Source organism: Rhodococcus sp. ACS1 (genome assembly GCF_002300155.1).
GTDB classification, from domain to species: Bacteria; Actinomycetota; Actinomycetes; order Mycobacteriales; family Mycobacteriaceae; genus Rhodococcus_F; species Rhodococcus_F koreensis.
The window spans coordinates 1,465,028-1,481,462 of record NZ_NSDZ01000001.1 but is presented as its reverse complement, the minus strand read 5'-3'; the positions used below and the strand labels follow the sequence as shown (position 1 = coordinate 1,481,462).

At 69.4% G+C, this 16,435-nt stretch carries 13 protein-coding genes; 4 read left to right on the top strand and 9 right to left on the bottom strand.

Translation table 11 applies throughout. The annotated features are described in order from the left end of the window. Nucleotides 1-4: 4 nt before the first annotated feature. Both CJ179_RS06980 and CJ179_RS06975 read right to left on the bottom strand, forming a co-directional pair. Nucleotides 5-1,369 (bottom strand): amidase family protein, encoded by a 1,365-nt coding sequence (locus CJ179_RS06980; protein ID WP_095860976.1) that lies wholly within the window; start codon nt 1,367-1,369, stop codon nt 5-7. A 10-nt stretch (nt 1,370-1,379) separates the two neighbouring features. Next, on the bottom strand, nt 1,380-2,696 hold the full coding sequence (locus CJ179_RS06975; protein ID WP_095860975.1) for a D-arabinono-1,4-lactone oxidase: 1,317 nt from the start codon (nt 2,694-2,696) through the stop codon (nt 1,380-1,382). A 101-nt stretch (nt 2,697-2,797) separates the two neighbouring features. Here CJ179_RS06975 and CJ179_RS06970 point away from each other — a divergent pair, with 101 nt between their 5' ends. After that, nucleotides 2,798-3,442, top strand: a complete 645-nt coding sequence (locus tag CJ179_RS06970) for a TetR/AcrR family transcriptional regulator (RefSeq protein ID WP_072948343.1) — start codon at nt 2,798-2,800, stop codon at nt 3,440-3,442. 81 nt (nt 3,443-3,523) lie between these two features. Next, nucleotides 3,524-4,702 carry an amino acid deaminase/aldolase gene (locus CJ179_RS06965; RefSeq protein WP_095860974.1) on the top strand — a complete coding sequence of 393 codons (1,179 nt, stop codon included), beginning with the start codon at nt 3,524-3,526 and terminating at the stop codon, nt 4,700-4,702. On the opposite strand, the gene CJ179_RS06960 is transcribed toward CJ179_RS06965, so the two are convergent. Next, the gene (locus CJ179_RS06960) at nt 4,687-8,154 is read right to left on the bottom strand and encodes a bifunctional RecB family nuclease/DEAD/DEAH box helicase (protein WP_095860973.1); all 3,468 of its coding nucleotides are present in this window, start codon (nt 8,152-8,154) and stop codon (nt 4,687-4,689) included. The two genes, CJ179_RS06965 and CJ179_RS06960, sit on opposite strands and share 16 nt — an antisense overlap. Before the next feature lie 78 nt (nt 8,155-8,232). Between CJ179_RS06960 and CJ179_RS06955 the strand changes: the two genes are divergently transcribed. Further along, a complete protein-coding gene (locus CJ179_RS06955) occupies nt 8,233-8,856 on the top strand; it encodes an alpha/beta hydrolase (protein WP_095861080.1) in 624 nt (207 codons plus the stop codon). Between the two features lie 51 nt (nt 8,857-8,907). Here the strand turns inward: CJ179_RS06955 and CJ179_RS06950 are convergent, their stop codons facing one another. The 4 genes from CJ179_RS06950 to CJ179_RS06935 all read right to left on the bottom strand — a co-directional run bounded on the left by CJ179_RS06950 (nt 8,908) and on the right by CJ179_RS06935 (nt 13,128). Beyond that, nucleotides 8,908-10,698, bottom strand: a complete 1,791-nt coding sequence (locus CJ179_RS06950) for a long-chain fatty acid--CoA ligase (RefSeq protein WP_095860972.1) — start codon at nt 10,696-10,698, stop codon at nt 8,908-8,910. A 139-nt stretch (nt 10,699-10,837) separates the two neighbouring features. Then, a complete protein-coding gene (locus tag CJ179_RS06945) occupies nt 10,838-11,542 on the bottom strand; it encodes a heme peroxidase (protein ID WP_095861079.1) in 705 nt (234 codons plus the stop codon). A gap of 99 nt (nt 11,543-11,641) precedes the next feature. Next, a complete protein-coding gene (locus tag CJ179_RS06940; protein WP_095860971.1) occupies nt 11,642-12,271 on the bottom strand; it encodes a phosphoribosyltransferase in 630 nt (209 codons plus the stop codon). 59 nt (nt 12,272-12,330) lie between these two features. Continuing rightward, complete coding sequence (locus CJ179_RS06935) at nt 12,331-13,128, bottom strand: carbon-nitrogen hydrolase family protein (protein WP_095860970.1); 798 nt, start codon at nt 13,126-13,128, stop codon at nt 12,331-12,333. Nucleotides 13,129-13,237: 109 nt separating this feature from the next. Here CJ179_RS06935 and CJ179_RS06930 point away from each other — a divergent pair, with 109 nt between their 5' ends. Then, nucleotides 13,238-15,010 (top strand): DEAD/DEAH box helicase, encoded by a 1,773-nt coding sequence (locus tag CJ179_RS06930; protein WP_095860969.1) that lies wholly within the window; start codon nt 13,238-13,240, stop codon nt 15,008-15,010. Nucleotides 15,011-15,043: 33 nt separating this feature from the next. Here the strand turns inward: CJ179_RS06930 and CJ179_RS06925 are convergent, their stop codons facing one another. Both CJ179_RS06925 and CJ179_RS06920 read right to left on the bottom strand, forming a co-directional pair. Beyond that, the gene (locus CJ179_RS06925; RefSeq protein ID WP_072948357.1) at nt 15,044-15,673 is read right to left on the bottom strand and encodes a hypothetical protein; all 630 of its coding nucleotides are present in this window, start codon (nt 15,671-15,673) and stop codon (nt 15,044-15,046) included. Between the two features lie 87 nt (nt 15,674-15,760). Further along, nucleotides 15,761-16,312, bottom strand: a complete 552-nt coding sequence (locus CJ179_RS06920; RefSeq protein WP_072948359.1) for a DinB family protein — start codon at nt 16,310-16,312, stop codon at nt 15,761-15,763. Between the last annotated feature and the right edge of the window lie 123 nt (nt 16,313-16,435).

Genomic DNA, 16,435 nt, shown 5'->3' with positions numbered 1-16,435 from the left:
GTCGTCAGTCCGTCAGCCCCGTGTCGCCGAGACTCGCGACGACGGCCAGGACGTCGCGGTCGCGGCCGTACGGCCCGACCAGGCACAGGCCCACGGGAACCCCGTCGTCGGTGCGCAACGGCACGGTCGCGTTGGGTAACCCCGAGATGCTCGCGAGGCACGTGAGCATGCCGGTGGCGCGCATCGTGTTCCGGAACCGTCCGCCGCTGGGGTCGCTCGCCCGCTCGGGGGCGACGGACGACGTGGCGGGCAGTAGGAGCAGGCGGTCACCCACATACGCGGTGATCGTCTGCGACGCCTCGGCGAGCATGGTCAGCTTCCGCCCGTACGTCGTCTCCCAGATGCGGCTGGCGTCGGCGAAATTGCGGCCGGGTTCGTCGCCGAGCGACGACATCGCCTGGCTCACCCACTCGCCGTGCAGCCGCCACGCCTCGTAGCCCTGCACGTCGACGACGGCGTCGTACCAGTCGGGCAGCCGCCCGATGTCCGTGTCGGTCCACGTCAGCCGCGGAAGGGAACTCTTCTCCCACGCGGTGAGGGCGCGCCGCACCGCGCCGAGCGCCCCCGCCTCGGCGACGGCGTTGATGCCGTCCGAGGTGAGCGCGCCGCGGAACGGGGTCTCCGCGGTGAGGGGGAGAACGGCGCCGGACACCGCGACGAGGGTGTCGACGTCGCTGCACACCCACGCCGGGGTGTCGAACGTGGGGGACAGCGGGAACAGTCCGTCGGTGGAGACGGCGCCCCGGGACGGCGCGAAACCGTACAGGCCCTGATACGACGCCGGGATGCGGACGGAACCGGTGGTGTCGACGCCCAGTCCGATGTCGGCGGCGCCCTGCGCGACCGCACTCGCGGCCCCCGACGTCGCGCCGCCGGGCAGGCGGTCCTCGGTGCGGGGGTTGGGCGGCGTCCCGAACTGCTGGTTGACGCCGGAATGTCCGTAACCGAGGTCGTCGGTCTGCGTCAGACCGACGACGCGGGCGCCCTGCCCGAGGAGGCGTGCCACCACCGCGGCGGTACCGGTTTCGACGGGCGCCTCGGCGAGTCTTCGCCCGCTGCCCGCGCCGATCTGCTGTCCCGCAACGGCATACAGGTCCGTCACGGCCAGTCGCATACCGGCGAGGGGCCCGTCGCCGGTCGGGGCGACCAGCGGATCCCCCTGCACGCGCCACGTCGCCTTGTCGACGGGCGTGAACTCGGACACCGCTCCGCCACTCGGAACGGACAGGCCGTCGGGCAGCGGCGGAACCTTCGGATCGTGCAGGCGTTCCCCGCAGGCACCGAGCATCGCGGCACCGAACGCCGCCGCCCCGGAGGCACCTGCGACGCGAAGGAAGTTGCGACGGTCGAAAGATCGACTGGGGGCCACCTAGTCCACGTTAGCGACCGAGGACGGTCCGGAGGTACGCGTTGTCGAACATTCGCTCGGGATCGTACTTGTCGCGCACGGCGAGGAACTCGTCGAAGTTCGGGTATACGGGCCGCAGGTCCTCGGCGGTGCGGCCGTGCATCTTGCCCCAGTGCGGCCGCCCGTCCGCCTCCCGGGCGATGGCCTCGACGGCGGAGAAGTACGGTTCGTGGTCGCGGCGGTGATACTGGTGCACCGCGATGTACGCCGTGTCCCGCCCGTTCGCCGTCGACAGCCACACGTCGTCACCCGCGGCGAAGCGCACCTCGACGGGGAACGCGACCGTGAAAGCGGACTTCTCCACCCACGCGTCGATCGCCGCGAGAGTGTCCGGAAGTGCCTCGGTGGGTACCGCGTACTCCATCTCCCGAAACTTCACCCGGCGCTCCGACGCGAAGACCCGGTAGCTGCGGTCCGTGAACTCGCGCGCGCTCAGCATGCGGGACGAGAGCCGGTTGATCTTCGGAATCGTCGACGGCGCAAGGCTCGCCACCCTGTTGATGCCCTCGAACAGGACGTTGGAGAGCAGTTCGTCGTCGATGTAGGCGCGGACCTGGTGGAGAGGAGACGTCGGGGTGTCGCCGGGTAGCCGGGTGTTGCGCTTCGTCAGGACGCGGCGCGTGTGCGGGAACCAGTAGAACTCGAAATGGTCGATCGTGGCGCGGTCGTGGTCGAGACGGTCGAGGGTGGCATCGAGCGACTCCGGCTTCTCGACGGCGTGCATCACGTAGTTCGGCACGCACTGGATCGTGACCTTCGAGATAATGCCGACCGCGCCGAGGCCCAGGCGTGCCGCCTCGAACAGTTCGGGATTCTCGGTGGGGGAGCAGTCGGCCACCGAGCCGTCCGCCAGCACCACCTGCAGGGCGCGGACCTGGGTCGCGAGACCTCCGAAACGCGCTCCGGTGCCGTGTGTTCCGGTGGACAGCGCACCCGCGACGGACTGCACGTCGATGTCGCCCAGGTTGATCATGGCCAGACCGCGGTGCCAGAGTTGCTCGCTCAGATCGTGCAGTCGCGTCCCGGCGAGGACGGTGACGAGGGCACCCGCCGGTTCGTCGAGGGTGACGGATTCGATGCCGGTGAGGGCGTCGAGGCTGACGAGGATGCCGTCGGTGACGGCGACCCCGGTGAAGGAGTGGCCCGACCCCACAGCCTTGACCCGCTGTCCCTGCCGCGCGGCACCGCAGACGAGTGCGCGGAGGTCCGCCACCGAGCGTGGGGTCGCGAAGCGCAGCGGGTTCGCCGTCTCGGTGCCCGCCCAGTTGCGCCATGTGTCCTGTGCCATTCGCCCATCATGAACCTGGACGCTCGTCCAGGCAAATGCCGGGTTGGTCGGGCGTCCGTGTTGGTCGCGGGGGAGGCCCCCTCAGGTTCTACGATCAGAGGATGCTGAACAGGCTTCCTGCGGATGAACGTCGTGCCCAACTCGTCGAGTCGGCGCTGGCCATCGCGGAGCAGCGCGGCGTCGCGTCGGTCACGGTGCGTGCCGTGGCGGAGGAGGCGGGTGTCTCTCTCGGTGTGGTGCACTACTGCTTCGAGAGCAAGGAGGAGCTCCTCGCCGCAATGGGCGAGAGCCTGGTTCTGCAGCTCAGCGCGTCGATGCGGCTGGCGTTCGGTCAGGTGCGGCACGCGCCGGACCTGCGCGGGATCGACGGTCTGCGAGAACTGCTCCACATCGGGATCAGCGGGATGTGGCCGATCATCGAGGCCACCCCGGACCGTCAGTTGCTGACGTACGAGATCACCGCGCAGGCGTTGCGGCACCGGGCGTCCGGGAGCGAGCGGGCAGGCGATATTGCCGGTCAGCAGTACCGGACGATGGACGAGGAGGCGATCGAGTTCCTCGCCGAGTGTGCCCGGATCGCCGGCGTCGGCTGGGGCACTCCGGTCGAGTCGATCGCGCGGTTCGGGCTGGCCATGCTGGACGGGCTCGTGCTGCGGTGGCTCGTCGACCGGGACAGCGAGGCGATGATCGCGGCGCTGGACGAGATGGTGCAGGTGATCACGGCCAAGGCGGTCGAGCAGGCCTGATCCGGTCCACGCGATCTGGACAATCGTCCAACTCAATGGTTGACTGGCGTCGCAGATCGATGCCCAACGATTGGACGAACTGTGACGCCCACGCTCGACCGTCTCATCGCCTCGACCACCGAGATCGACCCGCCGTTGGCCGCGCTCGACCTGCCCACCCTGCGTGCCAACGCCGCCGACCTGGTCCGGCGCGCCGCCGGCACCCCGGTCCGGGTCGCCAGCAAATCCGTCCGCTGCCGTGCGGTACTCCAGGTCGCGCTCGGTGAGAATCTCACCGCGGCCGGCGGCTTCCGCGGGATCATGGCGTACTCCCTTCGCGAGGCGATCTGGCTCGCCCGGCACGGCGCACAGGACATCCTCATGGGCTACCCGACCGCCGACCGCGGGGCCCTCGCCGAACTGGCGGCCGAACCCGAACTGCTGAACCGGATCACCCTCATGGTCGACGGCGACGACCACCTCGACTTCGTGTCCGCTGCCGCCGGCGCCACGTCCCTCCGGGCCCGGCTGTGCATCGACGTGGACGCGTCGCTGCGACTCGGACCCGTCCACATCGGGGTCCGCCGCTCCCCGCTCCGCGAGCCGTCCGCCGTCGCCGCGTTCGCGAAACGCGCCGCCGCGCGCGGGTTTGCGGTTGTCGGAGTCATGTTCTACGAAGCGCAGATCGCGGGACTGCCCGACTCCAGCCCGCCGATCGGCTGGATGAAGCGGGCGTCCGCCAGGGAACTCGCGACCCGTCGCGGCTCCGTGGTGAACGCCGTGCAGTCGGAAGTCGGGGTACTCGAGATCGTCAACAGCGGCGGCACCGGCTCGCTCGAGGTGAGTTCCGCCGACCCGGTCGTGACGGAGGTGACCGCCGGTTCCGGTCTGTACGTGCCCACGCTCTTCGACCGGTACCGCTCGTTCCGCCCGCACCCGTCTCTGTACTTCGCCCTCTCGACGGTCCGGCGGCCTGCACCCGGCATCGCGACGCTGTTCGGCGGCGGCTACATCGCCTCCGGACCCGCCGGGCGCAGCCGTGTGCCCGCACCGATGTGGCCGACGGGCCTGAAGCTACTGCGCAACGAGGGCGCCGGCGAGGTGCAGACCCCCGTGACCGGAAGAGCGGCAGTCGATCTCGGCATCGGCGACCGGGTGTGGTTCCGGCACGCAAAGGCCGGCGAGCTGTGCGAGCGGTTCACCGAGGTGCACCTCGTCGAGTCGGACGGATCCCGCACCGCCGTGCCCACCTACCGCGGCGAGGGTCAGTGCTTCGGCTGATCGGTGAGCCGCATGAAGGCACCCAGTTCGGTCAGTCCTTCCGGGGTGCTCGGCATGTACTGGGTCAGCGATTCCGATCGGACGATGATCGCCGCCCACTTGCCGCGTGAGACGGCCACGTTCATCCGGTTCCGCGACAGCAGGAACGACATGCCGCGCGGCACGTCCTCGATCGCGGACGCGGTCATCGACACGATGGCGACGGCCGCCTCCCGCCCCTGGAACTTGTCGACCGTGCCCACCTCGACCTTGTCGAGGCCGACGGCGGCCAGATCGCGTTCGATCAACCCGACCTGCGCGTTGTACGGCGCCACCACCAGGATGTCGGACTCGTCGAGTGGGCGGGTGCCCTCGAATTCGCTGGGGTCGGTCCAGCCGGATCCGAGCAGCTTCGTGATCCGATTGACCACTTCCCGCGATTCCTCGGGGGATTGGGTGGCGTTGCCCTGGTGGTCGACGAAGACGGTGTGCACCCCGGCGTCCATACCGTCGAGCCGCCGTGCGGCACTGGCCGATTCCTGCGAACGCAGCTTGCCGTCGTACGACAACGTCGAGACGGGAGCACACAGCTGCGGGTGCATCCGCCACGTGCGTTCGAGGAAGTAGCCCCGGCTCGCGGGCAGCGCCCCGTGACCCTCGGCGAGCCACCCGAGAGCCGACGCGTCCACCGGTTCCGGATGGGTGCCCTGGCTGACCTGGGGAAGCTGCTGGGGATCGCCGAGTAGCAGAAGATTGCGGGCCGCACCGCCCACCGCGATGGTGTTGGCGAGAGCGAACTGCCCGGCCTCGTCGATGACCAGCAGGTCGAGGCTGCCGGGCGGAACCCGGTCGGTGTTGGCGAAGTCCCAGGCGGTCCCGCCGATCACGCAGCCCGTGCCCTCCGCCTGGTCGATGAAGCCCGGATAGTCGTTGGAACTGATGTCGGTCCACGTCGCGGCGCGATGCCGCCCGTCCTTCTTCGCGACGAGTTCGGCGGGGAGCCCGGCCTTCACGACGCCGCCGAGCATGTTCTCGATCACCGAATGCGATTGCGCGACCACACCGATCCGCCAGTGGTGCTGCTCGACGAGTGCCTTGATCACCCGGGCGCCGGTGTACGTCTTGCCGGTGCCGGGCGGACCCTGCACCGCGACGTACGAGTCCTCGAGGTCGAGCAGAGCCGCGGTGATCGCGCCCGCGTAGTCCGTGCCGTCGACGGGCGGGAGCGGATTCCCGCTCCGGGTGCGCGGATCGGACCGCCGCAGGATGTCCACGGACGCGCACAGCGGAAGCTCCGGCAGCGGTGAGCACATGCCGTCCGCGGCCACCGCGATCGCCGATTCGATGCGGTCGGTCGTGATCGGTGGCCCGGGGGTGATCGCCGTCGGAAGTTGTCCGTACTCCTCGCCGTTCAGGAGTTCCTCGACGATCACCACGTCGCGGCGGCGGCCGTCCTTCCCGACCTCGAGCACGTTTACGGTGCACGTACCCCGCTGCTGCGGGTTGTCGCCGGCGACCGCCTCCGGTGCGGGAGTGTCGTACAGCGCGTACATCGTGGTCTTGGTACCCACCGTGCTCCCGGTGCCGAACCGGCCGGTGAGCTCGAGACGCCGGCGCAGCTTGCGTTGCCGGGGGCTGCTCTTGTGCCAGTTCTCCTCGACGACCGCGGACGACACCACCAGGACGTCCCGGATGTCCGACAGTTCGTCGTGCGGCACGACCAGCCGATCGAAGTGCGCCCACCAGAACGGTTTCCGCTCACGCCGGTGATAGCCGACCGCCGCCGCCATGAGGGCGGCGGCCTGCTGGTCGTGGCCCCGGTGCTCGCTCGGACCGTGCCCGGCGAATTCGCGCAACGCCGCCTCTGCGGACGTGTATTCCTCGGTCACCGGGGTGGGCCCGTCGCCCGGCGGCCGGAGGCCCACGCCGTGCGTCCGCGCCTGCCCGATCAGCCAGTCGCGCAGCCGCAACGTGGAATCGCAGTCGTACTGGTTGTAGTCGGCGATGCCCTGCAGCAGTGCACCGGCCTCCTCGTCGCGGCCGTTGTCCCGGTGATCGCAGTAGTCGGCGTACGCGACCACCGACGCGGCGGCATTGGTGACGTCGCCGTCGCGCGGCTGCTCCGGCATGTACAGCGGTTCGAGTTTCTTGATGCTGTAGGACCGTTCGCCGATCCGCAGGCACCCGCGCACCACCGGGTACAGGTCGACGAGGACGTTGTCGCGCAGCAGGGTGTCGACGGTCTCCTCGCCGACGCCGTGCCGCCCCGCCAGCCGCAGCAGCGCCGACTTCTCGTACGCGGCGTAGTGGTAGACGTGCATGTTCGGGTACCGCTGACGACGCGCCGTCACGTAGTCGAGGAAGTCGACGAGCGCCTGCCGCTCCTCCGCGCGGTCGTGCGCCCAGAACGGCCGGAACACGGCGGCGCCGGCGGGACCCTCGACCACGCCGAAGAGGTATTCGAGACCCCAGTCGGTGGAACCGTTCTCGGCCCACAGCGGGTCTCCCTCGAAGTCGAAGAAGATGTCGCCGTCGTCCGGTTCCGGCAGCCCACCCAGGGCCTGCGGGGCGTACAGCTGGAACTCGGGGGTGCCCGAGGACTCCTGTCGCAACTGCAGGGCAGCCTGGGCGCGCAACGATTCGAGGGTGCGCTCGGGCAGCCACTCGACGCTGCCCGAATACGCGGCGAGCGCGTCGAGAGTGCCGATCCCGGCCGCGATCAGCCTGCTCCGCTGCGTCGAGCGCATTCCGGCCACCAGCAGGAGGTCGCGATGCTGCTCGACCTCCGGAGTGCACGTGTCGCAGCGGCCGCAGGCCGTGTACCGGGGGTCGCCCCACTCCGCGACCGACTGCTCGTCGCGGTGCTCGTCGAGAATCCGTTCGAGCGAGGAGCGTCGCGCGGAGTACACCGGGACGATGTCGCCGAGCGGGTGCGCGGAGTCGCTGTCGTCGCCGAGCAGCAGGTGGACGTCCGGGGACGTCGGAATGCCGTTGCCGGCGAGGGCTTCCGCGTAGGCGGCGAGCTGGAGGAGAGCCGGCACCTTCGCGTGCCGCGACAGCTTGGTGTCGTAGACGGCGTACGTGTCGCCGTCGCGGACGAGGAAGTCGCAGAAACCCAGGAAGCGGCCGTCGAAGAACGTGCCCTGGTACACGACGTCGGCGCCGCCGCGGATCGCCTCCACGGTGGCCAGGTTCGCGTCGAACAGGCGCACGGTGGTGTACTCGGGCCGGTCCATCGTGACCACCCCGTCGCCGTACTCGGTGCGGAACCGCTCGAGCCGGCGATGTTCGTGGGCGTCGCCCAGGCTCGACGTCCGTCGCAGCATCGGATCGTCGTCGACGGACGTGGAGGTGGTGCCGGCGCCGCCGAGCCCGAGCGTGGCATCCAATCGACGCAGCAACGCGAACTCGCAGGTGGCGGCCGCGGCGAGGTCGCTGGCGCTGTAGACGATGGTGTCGTCGAGGAGGAACACAGCTACGTCCCCAGTTCTGCCGGTGAGTTCACCCGGCCGATTGTGCCATCGGGGTGCGACACGTCCAGAATGGCAGCCATGCCCTTCTTCGACGGCCACTCCGGACGAGTCCACTACCGGCACTGGAGCGCGGTGGGAGGACCCGTCGTCCAGCTGGTGTTTCTGCACGGGATGGGGCAGCACACGGGGCATTACCACCGGTTCGCGCGCGGGCTGACGCCGGCGGGAATCGGGGTGTGGGGAATCGACCAGGCAGGTCACGGCCTGTCCGAGGGCGACCACCCCGGCACCGTCGCGGAGCTGGCGGAGGACGCCGCGCTCGTCACCCGCCTCGCGGAGCAGCACGCGCCGGACGTCCCGCGCGTGCTGATGGGGCACTCCCTCGGGGCCGCCGTCTCGATGGAACTTCTCCTGCGCGGCGACTCCGGATTCCGGCGCGCGATTCTCTGCGGGACCCCGAAGACCGCCGCCGTGCAGCAGACGGCGGACGCGCTGGGTTCGCTGGAAATCCCGTTGCTCGCGGTGCACGGCGTGGACGACCGCATGGCCCCGATCGATCCCGTCCGGGACTGGGCGGCGGGCATCGCGGGCCTCGAACTACGGGAGTTCGACGACGCCGGACACGACCTGCTGCACGAGAAGGTCCACGCCGCCGTCACCGCGGTGGTCCGCGATTTCGTGCTGGGCGCTGCGCGCCCGTGAGCGGCTGAGGAGTGCAGGGACTCCGTAACCACTCACGGGCGGCGGAGCCGCTTACGCGTAGATGGCCTCGATGGCCGCGCCGTGCTCCTTGTGGATGACGTTGCGCTTGAGCTTCAGCGTGGGCGTGAGCTCACCGGTCTCCTGCGTGAAGTCGACCTCGAGGATGCGGTACTTCTTGATCCGCTCCGGGTTGGACACCTTCTTGTTGCCCTCGGCGACGGCCTCGTCGATCTCGGCGACCAGGTCGGGGTTCTTCACCAGTTCGGACACCGGGGTGTCGGCGGCCAGCCCGTGGCGTTCCTTCCAGCCCGGGAGGGTCTCGGAGTCGAGGGTGATGAGCGCGCCGATGAACGGCTTGCCGTCGCCGACCACGAGGCACTGGCTGATCAGCGGGTGCGCGCGGAGGGCGTCCTCGAGGACCGCGGGCGCGACGTTCTTGCCGCCCGCGGTGACGATGATTTCCTTCTTGCGGCCGGTGATCGAGATGTAGCCCTCTTCGTCGATCGAGCCGAGGTCGCCGGTGTGGAACCAGCCGTCCCGGATCGAATCCGCCGTGGCCTGATCGTTGTGCCAGTACCCGCCGAACACGACGGGACCCTTCAGGAGCAGTTCGCCGTCCTCGCCGATCTTGGCGGCGTGGCCGTCGATCGGCTTGCCGACGGTGCCGACCTTCTGTGCGCGGGTGGTGTTCACCGAGATGGCGGCGCTGGTCTCGGTGAGACCGTAGCCCTCGTACACCGGGACGCCGATGCCGCGGAAGAAGTGACCGAGGCGTGCACCGAGCGCGGCGCCGCCGGAGACGGCGCGGTCGCACTCGCCGCCGAGCGCGGTGCGCAGCTTCGAGTAGACGAGCTTGTCGAACAGGGCGTGCTTGAGCTTGAGGCCCAGCCCGGCGCCGCCGGTGTCCTGCGCCTCGCTGTACGCGATCGCCGTGGCCGACGCCTTCTCGAAGATACTGCCCTTGCCGCCGTCGTACGCCTTCTGCTTGGCGGAGTTGTAGACCTTTTCGAACACGCGCGGCACCGACAGGATGAAGTGCGGCTTGAACGCGGCGAACTGGTCGAGCAGCGTCGTGAGGTCGGCGGTGTGCGCGACCGTGACCTTGGCGTCGAACGCCCCGAACGAGATGGCGCGGGCGAAGACGTGCGCGAGGGGCAGGAACATCAGGGTGCGCCTGCCCGCGTACATCGCGTCGCTGAGCGCCAGCTTCACGGCCGCGGACTCCGCGTAGAAGTTGGAGTGCGTCAACTGCACGCCCTTGGGGCGGCCCGTGGTGCCCGACGTGTAGATCAGGGTCGCGGGGGACGACGCGCGCACCTGGTGGCGACGCTCGTGCAGCTGCTCGTCGGTGACGCTCTCGCCGCGCTTCGACAGTTCCTCGATCGCGCCCGCGCCCTCGATCTGCAGGACCTCGCGCAGGTCGGGGGCGCCGTCGGTGACGACCTTCAGCGCGTCGGCCTGCTTCGCGTTCTCGACGACCAGCAGCGACGTGCCGGAGTCCTCGAGGATCCACTTGGCCTGATCGGGTGCGGACGTTTCGTAGATGGCGACGGTGCACCCGCCCGCCGTCCAGATCGCGTAGTCGATGACGACCCACTCGTACCGGGTCGCGGAGAGGATCGCGACGCGGTCACCGAGTTCGACGCCCGAAGCGATGAGGCCCTTCGCGACGGCGGAGACCTGCTGCGCGAACTCGGCTGCGGTGATGTCTACCCACCCACCGTTGCCCGGGCGCTTGAACGGAACGAACTTCGGATCTTCCTCGGCATGACGGAAGACCGTGTCCGCCATGGAGGCGTCCTCCGGAATTGAGAACGACTGCGGTACCGAGAATTCACGCACTATGACCCCTCCACTGAAACGACATGACGGATGTGCATTCGATCACATTTGTCCTAGTTTCGCACCAGGACCGATGTCCGTTATGTGTATTTCTGTTCTGACCAGCGGAGATTAGTGTAACTCGGCGTAAACTGATAACTCAGGCGGCCTCTTCGAGGCGGCGCGAGTTGGCGGACAGCCAGCGCCGGATCGCGTAGTTCAACTGGTCCGGATCGACGCCGAGCTCCGTCGCGGTCGCCTCGAGAATCTCCTCGGCCAGGCCGTCGTCGGTGGCTTCCGAAACTCCGAGCGCGCCGCTGATGAACACGTCCGCCACCCGGTTCGGCCGGACCCCGGGGATCCCGGCGAGCATCAGGAAGTGCGCCCACGTGACGTCGCTGCTCTCCCCGCACACCTCGATCCACGCGTCGTGGATCTGCTCCAGGGCGGCTTCGTCCCGGGCGGCCTCGAGAAGGTCGTCGATGCTGTTGATCCGGAGCTGGTGGAGGCGCTCCGCCGCCAGCTGGATGTGGCGCGCCTCGATCGGCACACCGGTCGCCGTGTACCGCCGCTTGTACGAGCCGACCTTGCCCGCCCACTGATCCGAGCTGCCTGCCTCCTCGAACGTGCGGAGCAGGTCGCGGGCGCCGTCGGTGAGGGGCTGATCGGGGTGTGCCCGCCGGTACGCCAGGTAGCGGTCGACGACGGCGACCTCGCTGTGCCCGGCGCTCGACTGCACCGATTCGATGATGCAGAGCGCGAGGCTGTGCCGGTAGGCATCGGAGGTGACCCAGCCGGACGGGTCGCCCAATCGGTCGCGGCACGCGGAAACGACGGTTTCGACGGTATCGGCAGAGACGGTCACGAGATCCTCCAAAGGCAGTCTGTTCTGTGCTCTGTCCGGTGTATCGACAGGGCCTCCGGGAACGTTGCACTGGAGCTGAAGATTCCTCGAGAACGACCGTCAGCGGGGCGTCAAAAGGTCTGTGACCTCGCTGTCCGAGAGTTGATGGAAATCGGCGTACGCGTTGCCGACGCCGCCGAGATCGGCTGGGGTGTAGGGGCAGACCACCTCGTCGGCGGTGACGCGCAGCCGGCCGACGGCCTCGGGAGCGGCCACCGGGACCGCGACAATCACCTTCGCCGCGCCCAGCTTCTTCACCGACTGGCAGGCCACCGCTGCGGTCGCGCCCGTGGCCATGCCGTCGTCGACGAGAACGGCGATGCGGCCCCTCAGCGACGCCCGCGGCCTGCCGCCGCGCAGCACCCGTGCCCGCCGCTCGAGTTCGTGGCGCTCCTTCGCCTCCACCATGGCGAGCGACGTCTTGCTGACCCGGGCGATGCGGAGAACGTCGTCGTTGATCACCCGGGACTCGCCCTCGCCGATCGCGCCCATCGCGAGTTCCGGCTGCCACGGGACGCCCAGTTTGCGGACGAGCACGACGTCGAGGGGTGCCGACAGGGCCGCGGCGATCTCGAATGCGACGGGGACGCCGCCGCGCGGCAGTCCGAGCACCACCAGGTCGGTTCCGCGCAGGTGGTCCAGTGCGGCGGCCAGTCGGCGACCGGCGTCGGCGCGACTGGTGTACAACATCGAACGCTCCGTGATCGTGGAGAACGGCTCGTCTCCGACGCTACTCCCGATCGGGGCGCTCAGATCTCGCTGACGGTGAATCGGCGCAGGGCGAGGGCGGGATTCTTCTCCCGCACCTCGGTGATCCGCTCCGCATCGACCGCCGCGACCGCGGTTCCCACCCGCTCACCGAGCGACACGAGGGTCACACCCATCGGGTCGACGATCATGCTGTTCCCGGCCCCGGTGCGCGCGCTCTGATCGGCGGCCGCCACGTACACGGTGTTCTCGATCGCGCGCGCCCGGATCAGGGTCGACCAGTGATCCTCCTTGAGCGGCCCGGGCACCCACTGCGCCGGCAGCAGCAGCACGTCGGCGCCCGCGTCGACGATCCGCCGGGTGACCTCGGGGAACCGGAGGTCGTAGCAGGTCTGCATTCCGAACGTGAGGCCGTCGACGGCGAACGTCTCCGGGGCGCCGATCTCCCCGGCGCGGATGACGTCGGATTCCTTGTAGCCGAATGCGTCGTACAGGTGGAGTTTGCGGTACGTGGCGACGATGTCGCCGCCGGGCCCGAGCGCGACGAGGGTGTTGGAGATGCGGTCGTCCCCGGGCAGCGCCTCGTTGACTCCCGCCACCAGATGGACGTCGAGTTCCTTTACGGTCGAGGCCAGCCCGCCGACGAACTCGCCGTCCAGGGCCTCTGCCGATTCGACGATCCGCTCGTCCGTTCTGGGCGCCGTGAACATCGCGTACTCCGGCGCCACCACCACCTTCGCGCCGCGGCCCGCGGCCTCGGCGGCGAGCGTGCGGACCGTGCGCAGGTTCGCCTGCTTGTCCTGACCGGGAGCGAACTGAATGACAGCGACATCGACCATGCCGTCCACGCTAGGCGACGACCGCGCGGCGGGTGTCTCCCGTCCCGGTCGCCGCCGATTTCCGCGGCGTGGCGTTGCAGTGTGGACTCGTGCACTAAACTGCTGGTCAATGAGTGATATCGAGCGTGACCCCGAACCCCCCACTTTTGCCGACCTCGACATCGACGATCGGGTCTTGAAGGCACTGTCCGATGTGGGCTACGAGTCGCCCTCGCCGATCCAGGCCGCCACCATTCCGCCGCTCCTCGCAGGCAACGACGTCGTCGGCCTCGCGCAGACCGGCACCGGCAAGACCGCTGCGTTCGCGGTACCGATCCTCTCGAAGATCGACCTGACGCAGAAGTCGCCGCAGGCGTTGGTCCTCGCGCCGACCCGCGAACTGGCCCTGCAGGTCGCGGAGGCGTTCGGCAAGTACTCCGCCCACATCCCGGGCCTGCACGTCCTGCCGATCTACGGTGGCCAGAGCTACGGCGTCCAGCTGTCGGGTCTCCGGCGCGGGGCGCACGTCGTGGTGGGCACGCCCGGCCGGGTGATCGACCACCTGGAGAAGGGCACCCTCGACCTGTCCAAGCTCTCCTACCTCGTCCTGGACGAGGCCGACGAGATGCTGAAGATGGGGTTCCAGGAGGACGTCGAGCGCATCCTCTCCGACACCCCCGAATACAAGCAGGTCGCGCTGTTCTCGGCCACCATGCCGGGCGCCATCCGCAAGATCTCGAAGCAGTACCTGCACGATCCGGTCGAGATCACGGTGAAGTCGAAGACGTCGACGGCGTCCAACATCTCGCAGCGGTACGTCCAGGTGGCGCACCAGCGCAAACTCGACGCCCTGACGCGTGTCCTCGAGGTCGAGGACTTCGAGGCCATGATCATCTTCGTGCGCACCAAGCAGGCCACCGAGGACCTCGCGGAACGACTGCGTTCGCGCGGCTTCTCCGCCGCGGCCATCAACGGTGACATCGTGCAGGCCCAGCGTGAGCGGACCATCGGCCAGCTCAAGAGCGGCGCCCTCGACATCCTCGTGGCCACCGACGTGGCCGCGCGTGGCCTCGACGTCGACCGCATCTCCCACGTCGTCAACTACGACATCCCGCATGACACGGAGTCGTACGTCCACCGGATCGGCCGCACCGGTCGCGCCGGGCGCGCGGGCGAGGCGCTGCTGTTCGTGGCGCCGCGCGAACGGCACCTGCTCAAGGCCATCGAGAAGGCGACCCGTCAGCCGCTCGCCGAGATGCAGCTGCCCAGCGTCGACGACGTCAACGCGCAGCGTGTGTCCAAGTTCGGCGACTCGATCACCGAGAGCCTGACCTCCGACAACCTGGCGTTGTTCCGCAAGATGATCGAGGACTACGAGCAGGAGCACGACGTTCCGCTCGCCGATATCGCTGCCGCGCTCGCGGTGCAGTCGCGTGACGGTGAGGCGTTCCTCATGGCGCCCGAACCGCCGCCCGCGCCCGCGCCCCGCCGTGAACGTGAACCCCGTGAACCCCGCCCGCCGCGCCGTTTCGACGACGGCCCTCCGACCCGCTCGCGCGGACCGGAAGGCCAGGAGCTCGCGACGTACCGCATCGCGGTCGGCAAGCGTCACCGGGTGGTGCCGGGTGCGATCGTCGGTGCCATCGCGAACGAGGGCGGGCTACGGCGCAGCGACTTCGGGCACATCAGCATCCGCCCGGACCACAGCCTGGTGGAATTGCCCGCCGACCTGTCCAGCGAAACCCTCGAGGCTTTGCGCCGCACCCGGATCTCCGGTGTGCTGATCCAGCTGCAGCCCGACTCGGGGCCGCCGTCGGGTCGTCCGGGCCGTGGTGGCCGCGACGACCGAGCCGGCGGAAAGTTCCAGCGCGACCGGGACGACAGGAAAAGGCCGCGCGAGTAGTCCTCGCGCGGCCCTGACCGGGGTCCCCGGCGGTTACGCCGGGGGAGCGGGAGCCGGGGCGGGCTGCGCAGCCTCGGCAGGCAGCGGGCCCTCCTCGGGAACGAAGAACGAACCGACGGTCGGCAGCACGTAGCAGGTCGCGCTGGTGTAGTCGACGGTGCCGAAGATCGATGCCACGACGGTGCCCGCGCCCGTTGCCACCACCTTGTTCAGCGCGGGGTAGCCATCTTCCGTGAGCCCGTCGAGGGGCAGGATGCCGCTGCCGCCGGTGCTCGTGTTGATCCAGGCGACGTTCAGTCCCGACGACTTCACGACACCGGGATAGGCGGAGAGGGCCTGGAAGCTGATCTCGTGCGCCTTCACCTCGGCGGTGGGCCCGGTGGTGCCCGACGCCAGCGTCAGCGTGACCGGTGCGAGGGTGCCGCATCCCACGGTCGGTGCGGTGTAGAAGAACGGTGTGTTCTCACCCGCGACGTCACGCAGCACGGTCGACGTGGCCAGCGCCTCGACCGCGGCCTTCTCCTCGGGCTTGTCGGCCTGGGTGCGGAGTTCGGCGAGTCCGGGGACGTCGGGGGTGGCCGGGTCCGCCGCTGCCGTGCCCGCGAGGCCGAAAGCCGCGATACCGACCGTTGCCGTCGCGATCGTGCGTCGCATCACGCTCATACCGTCCACCTGAACTCCTCATTGTCTCGTTCGGGCAGCTCTGCAGCGCCGCCCGAGCGGAGAATTTACCCGAGAGCGGGGAAACAGTCAGGACCAGCTGCCGCCGCCGGCCAGCGTATCGGCCCGCGCGCCGTCGAGAGACTGCCGAATGACGTCGGCGTGACCGGCGTGCCGGGCGAGTTCCTCGATCTGGTGCAGCAGCATGTAACGCACTGTGAACACGACTCCCGACGTCATCCACTGCGCCACGTCGGCGGGCAGGTCGACGTCGCGGTCCAGGTCGGTTTCGGCGGCGACCGCGGCCTCGGTGGCGCGCTGCGCGGCGTCGAAGCGGGCGAGAAGGACGTCGACGGTCTCGTCCTCGGCGACGTTCCATGCCGCCATCCACGCAGCCACCGGATCGTCGCCGGCACCGCGCGGGGTGCCGGTGATGCGGGCGGTCATCGCCTCCTCGCCGTCGATCACGTGTTTGAGGACGGACGCCAGGCTCATCTCGCTCGCGCTGGGCACGCTGCGGACCTGCTCCTCCGTCAGGCCGGACACCGCATTGCGGAACGCGGTGCGCTGGTTGTCCAGCATGAGGAGAAGGAGTCCGCGCTCGTCGGAAATGGGGGCTGGGGTGCTGGGTGTCTCGTTCATGCATTCAGTGTTGCGCGGATAGCGGACACCTACTGTCCTCGATTGGAAGTCTGCGCGCGTTCCCAGCGGTCCTGGCAGGACCGACCTACGATCGAGGCACGTGTCCGGGGAACATCCCTGTTC

What these genes read in the sequence shown, in the direction of transcription:
- CJ179_RS06975 (WP_095860975.1), bottom strand. Translation starts at nt 2,696, where the DNA reads ATGGCACAGGACACATGGCGCAACTGGGCGGGCACCGAGACGGCGAAC.
- CJ179_RS06970 (WP_072948343.1), top strand. Translation starts at nt 2,798, where the DNA reads ATGCTGAACAGGCTTCCTGCGGATGAACGTCGTGCCCAACTCGTCGAG.
- CJ179_RS06955 (WP_095861080.1), top strand. Translation starts at nt 8,233, where the DNA reads ATGCCCTTCTTCGACGGCCACTCCGGACGAGTCCACTACCGGCACTGG.
- CJ179_RS06940 (WP_095860971.1), bottom strand. Translation starts at nt 12,271, where the DNA reads ATGTTGTACACCAGTCGCGCCGACGCCGGTCGCCGACTGGCCGCCGCA.
- CJ179_RS06935 (WP_095860970.1), bottom strand. Translation starts at nt 13,128, where the DNA reads ATGGTCGATGTCGCTGTCATTCAGTTCGCTCCCGGTCAGGACAAGCAG.
- CJ179_RS06930 (WP_095860969.1), top strand. Translation starts at nt 13,238, where the DNA reads ATGAGTGATATCGAGCGTGACCCCGAACCCCCCACTTTTGCCGACCTC.
- CJ179_RS06925 (WP_072948357.1), bottom strand. Translation starts at nt 15,673, where the DNA reads ATGAGCGTGATGCGACGCACGATCGCGACGGCAACGGTCGGTATCGCG.
- CJ179_RS06920 (WP_072948359.1), bottom strand. Translation starts at nt 16,312, where the DNA reads ATGAACGAGACACCCAGCACCCCAGCCCCCATTTCCGACGAGCGCGGA.